The organism is Micromonospora craterilacus (genome assembly GCF_003236315.1).
GTDB lineage: Bacteria > Actinomycetota > Actinomycetes > Mycobacteriales > Micromonosporaceae > Micromonospora > Micromonospora craterilacus.
The window spans coordinates 1-4,211 of record NZ_POTY01000367.1 but is presented as its reverse complement, the minus strand read 5'-3'; the positions used below and the strand labels follow the sequence as shown (position 1 = coordinate 4,211).

Genomic DNA, 4,211 nt, shown 5'->3' with positions numbered 1-4,211 from the left:
CCACCGCCCCCACCAGACCAGGTCGTGCGTGCCGAACAGGGCGTGGCCGAGCGCGCCGGCGGTCAGCCCGAGCGTCAGCCCGGGCACCGGGCGCGCGACCCGGGCCGCGGTGGCGGCCAGCCACACCAGACCGGCCAGCAGGCCGGCGGTGGCCAGCCAAAGCTGCGTCCGGCCGCCGGGCCCGGCGGTGAGGGCGAGCCGGGCGGCGCCCAGCACCACCGCCGCCGCGAGGCCGACAGAACGCGCGCCTAGCCGCCCGATGAGCGCCGGTGCGGCGAGCGCGAGCACGAACCAGCCGAGCGCGAACGCCCCGAGCAACTCGGCCGGTGTCGACGCGGCCTGCCCGAAGATGGTGATGACCGACGGCAGGAAGACTCGGAGGACGTCCACCAGAACGACGACGCCCAGGGCCAGGGTGGCGGTATTGAGGTGGCGGTGGCGCAGCACGGTACCTCTTTCGCCGAGGGGTGGTGCGGCGATTCTGGGTGCCGGGCGCCATCCCGGTCAACGATCCGCTTCCCTTGCCACAGACCGGGGGTACGCAGAACACGGCAAAGGCGCCCGCCGCAATGGCGGGCGCCTTCGACGTACGGCCGGCTCAGCGCCGGGTTGCCGCCTTCCTGGCCGGCGCCTTCTTCGCCGGGGCCTTCTTCGCCGTCGCGGTCTTCTTGGCCGCGGTGGCCTTGGTCGCCGCGGCGGTCTTCTTCGCCGGGGCGGTCTTCTTGGTCGCGGTGGTCTTCTTGGCCGCGGTGGTCTTGGTCGCCTTGGCCGCGGTGGTCTTCTTGGCCGCCGCAGTCTTCGTCGCGGTGGTCTTCTTGGCCGCCGCGGTCTTCGTCGCCGCCGCGGTCTTCGTCGCGGTGGTCTTCTTCGCGGTGGTCGCCTTGGCACCGGCCGCCTTCGCACCGGTCGCCTTCGCACCGGTGGTCTTGGCGGCGGCCGCGGCGATCTTCTTCGCCGCCGCCGTGGCCTTCGGCACCTTGCCGCTGGCCACCATCTCCTTGAACCCGGCACCCGGGCGGAAGGTCGGAACCGATGTCTTCTTGACCTTCACCGCCTCACCCGTACGCGGGTTGCGGGCTGTTCGGGCGCCCCGTACGCGCTTCTCGAACGCTCCGAAACCGGTGATCGCCACCTTCTCGCCCTTGGTAACCGCCGCCTGGACCTCAGCGAGGACGGCGTCGAGCGCGGCCGTCGCCGTCTTCCGGTCCCCCAGGCGAACGGCGAGCGCCTCAATGAGCTCGGCCTTGTTCACGACTTCCTCCTGATTGTGCAACTGACTCGACGCGAGCCATTCTGCGCGCACGGTATGCCCTGTGCTGCCGGGACACAAACATTCGGTGGAAAAAAGCCCTTGTGTCGTAACGGATTCGCCCCCACCGGTGGCACCGGTGGGGGCGAAATCGGCTGCGGACCGAGGCGAACGGCTACGCGACCCGGGGCAGGAAGGGTGGCCGGGTGGCCTCGAAGGTGCCGATCTGCGACTCGTGCCGGAGGGTGAGTCCAATGTCGTCCAAGCCCTCCATCAGCCGCCAGCGGCTGAAGTCGTCCAGCGGGAACGACCAGGTGGAGCCGCCGGCCTGAACCTGCCGGGCGGTCAGGTCTACGGTGATCGAAGTGGTCGGGTCGGACTCGACCAGACCCCAGATCTGCTCGACGGCTTTCAATTCCAGCTCGACCGGAAGCAGACCTTCCTTGAGCGCGTTGCCCCGGAAGATGTCACCGAAGCGGGGCGAGATCACCACCCGGAAGCCGAAGTCCCGCAACGCCCACACGGCGTGCTCCCGGGACGACCCGGTGCCGAACTCCGGCCCGGCCACCAGAATCGACGCACCCGAATATGAATGATCGTTGAGTACGAATCCCGGGTCCTCCCGCCACGCGCTGAACAACCCGTCGGCGAAACCGGTTCGGGTCACCCGCTTGAGGTACACGGCCGGGATGATCTGGTCGGTGTCCACGTCGGACCGACGCAGCGGCACGGCGGTGCCGGTGTGCACGGTGAACTTGTCCATCTGTCGCAGCCCTTCTAGAGGTCGGCGGGGGCGGCCAGCCGGCCGGTCACGGCGGTGGCGGCGGCGACCGGCGGGCTCACCAGGTGGGTACGCCCACCCCGGCCCTGACGGCCCTCGAAGTTGCGGTTCGAGGTCGAGGCGGAGCGCTGCCCCGGGGAGAGCGTGTCCGGGTTCATACCCAGACACATGGAGCAGCCGGCGAACCGCCACTCGGCACCGGCGTCGGTGAAGACCTTGTCCAGCCCCTCGGCCTCGGCGGCCTCGCGGACGGCGGCGGAGCCGGGCACCACCAGCATGCGTACGCCGTCGGCGACCTGGTGGCCACGCAGCACGTCGGCGGCGGCCCGCAGGTCCTCCAGCCGACCGTTGGTGCAGGAACCGACGAACACCACGTCGACGGCGAGGTCGCGCAGCGGCGTGCCCGGGCGCAGGTCCATGTACTGGAGTGCGCGGCGGGCGGCGGCCCGCTCCGGCTCGGTGCCGAAGTCGTCCGGGTCCGGCACCACGGCGCCCAACGGCGCGCCCTGCCCGGGGTTGGTGCCCCAGGTGACGAACGGCGCGATCTCGGCGGCGTCCAGGGTCACCTCGGCGTCGAAGGTGGCGCCCTCGTCGGTGGGCAGCGTCCGCCAGTAGGCGACCGCCGCGTCCCAGTCCGCGCCGGTCGGCGCGTTCGGCCGCCCCTGGAGGTACGCGAAGGTGGTCTCGTCCGGCGCGATCATGCCGGCCTTGGCGCCCCACTCGATGGACATGTTGGCGATGGTCATCCGACCTTCCATGGACAGCGCCCGGATCGCCTCACCGCGGTACTCCACGATGTGCCCGCGTCCGCCACCGGTGCCGACCTTGGCGATCAGGGCGAGCACCAGGTCCTTCGCGGTGACGCCGGGGCCGAGCCGGCCGTTCACGGTGACCGCCATCGTCTTCGGTCGGGCCTGCGGCAGCGTCTGGGTGGCCAGCACGTGCTCGACCTCGCTGGTGCCGATGCCGAACGCCAGAGCCCCGAACGCACCGTGGGTCGCGGTGTGCGAGTCGCCACAGACGATGGTCATGCCGGGCTGGGTGAGGCCGAGCTGCGGGCCGATGACGTGCACGATCCCCTGGTTCTCGTCGCCCAGTGGGTGCAGCTTCACGCCGAACTCGGCACAGTTGCGGCGCAGCGTCTCGATCTGGGTCCGGGAGGTGGGGTCGGCGATGGTGAGCAGGTCACCACGGCGCGCCTGGAACGAGGGGTCGGCGTACCCGGTCGGGGTGTTGTGATCCTCGGTCGCGAGCGTGAGGTCGGTACGGCGCACCTGGCGGCCGGCGAGCCGCAGCCCGTCGAACGCCTGCGGGCTGGTCACCTCGTGCAGCAGGTGCAGGTCGATGAAGAGCAGATCGGGCTCACCATCGGCGGACCGGACGACGTGCGCGTCCCAGACCTTCTCGGCCAGGGTCCTCGGCTCAGGAGTGACTCCCACCATCTGGACATCCTAAATTCTGGGAGGTAAATTTCGGCTTGTGGGACACAGTATGAGCGGTGTCGGCGTTCTCGACAAGGCGGTGGTCATCCTGGCCGCCTGTGTCGACGGCGCCAGCCTGGCCGAACTCGTTGAACGCACCAAGCTGCCCCGGGCCACCGCGCACCGGCTGGCGCAGGCGCTGGAGATCCACCGGATGCTGGTCCGGGACACCCAGGGCCGCTGGCGTCCCGGTCCACGCCTGGGCGAACTGGCCAACGCGGCGCCGGACGTGCTGCTGACGGCGGCCGAGCCGCTGCTGGCCGCGCTGCGCGACGCCACCGGTGAGAGCGCCCAGCTCTACCTGCGCCGGGCGGACGAACGGATCTGCGTGGCCGCCGCCGAACGGGCCAGCGGGCTGCGCGACACCGTCCCGGTGGGCTCGGTGCTGCCGATGATCGCCGGCTCGGCGGCGCAGATCCTGCTCGCCTGGGAGCCGCCGGAGGCGGTGATGCCGCTACTGCCCCGCTCGAAGTTCACCGGCCGCACCCTGGCCGAGGTACGCCGCCGAGGCTGGGCCCAGAGCGTGGCCGAACGGGAGGCGGGTGTGGCCAGCGTCTCCGCCCCGATCCGCGACCGCACCGGCCGGGTCATCGCCGCCATCAGCATCTCCGGCCCGATCGAACGCCTCGGCCGCCGACCCGGCGAACGCCACGCCATGGCCGTGGTAAGAGCCGGCCAACGCCTCTCCGGCCTCTAACCC

The 4,211-nt window shown here is 71.3% G+C and carries 4 protein-coding genes and 1 pseudogene; 1 reads left to right on the top strand and 4 read right to left on the bottom strand.

Annotated elements, in window-relative coordinates:
- From C1I95_RS32270 to leuC, 4 genes and pseudogenes are all read right to left on the bottom strand, one after another.
- Positions 1-447: pseudogene (locus tag C1I95_RS32270) on the bottom strand (endonuclease/exonuclease/phosphatase family protein); the annotation flags it as partial.
- Positions 448-598: 151 nt separating this feature from the next.
- Positions 599-1,252 carry an HU family DNA-binding protein gene (locus C1I95_RS32265; RefSeq protein WP_111219691.1) on the bottom strand — a complete coding sequence of 218 codons (654 nt, stop codon included), beginning with the start codon at positions 1,250-1,252 and terminating at the stop codon, positions 599-601.
- A gap of 172 nt (positions 1,253-1,424) precedes the next feature.
- Positions 1,425-2,012: a 3-isopropylmalate dehydratase small subunit gene (gene leuD, locus C1I95_RS32260; protein ID WP_111219689.1), complete on the bottom strand. Its 588-nt coding sequence runs from the start codon at positions 2,010-2,012 to the stop codon at positions 1,425-1,427.
- Positions 2,013-2,026: 14 nt separating this feature from the next.
- Positions 2,027-3,472, bottom strand: a complete 1,446-nt coding sequence (gene leuC / locus C1I95_RS32255) for a 3-isopropylmalate dehydratase large subunit (RefSeq protein WP_111219687.1) — start codon at positions 3,470-3,472, stop codon at positions 2,027-2,029.
- 49 nt (positions 3,473-3,521) lie between these two features.
- Between leuC and C1I95_RS32250 the strand changes: the two genes are divergently transcribed.
- Entirely contained in the window at positions 3,522-4,208 is a 687-nt protein-coding gene (locus C1I95_RS32250; protein WP_092373513.1) for an IclR family transcriptional regulator, read from the top strand.
- Positions 4,209-4,211: the final 3 nt, after the last annotated feature.

Coding starts and splice junctions, on each gene's coding strand:
- leuC (WP_111219687.1), bottom strand. CDS start 3,472: ATGGTGGGAGTCACTCCTGAGCCGAGGACCCTGGCCGAGAAGGTCTGG.
- leuD (WP_111219689.1), bottom strand. CDS start 2,012: ATGGACAAGTTCACCGTGCACACCGGCACCGCCGTGCCGCTGCGTCGG.
- C1I95_RS32250 (WP_092373513.1), top strand. CDS start 3,522: ATGAGCGGTGTCGGCGTTCTCGACAAGGCGGTGGTCATCCTGGCCGCC.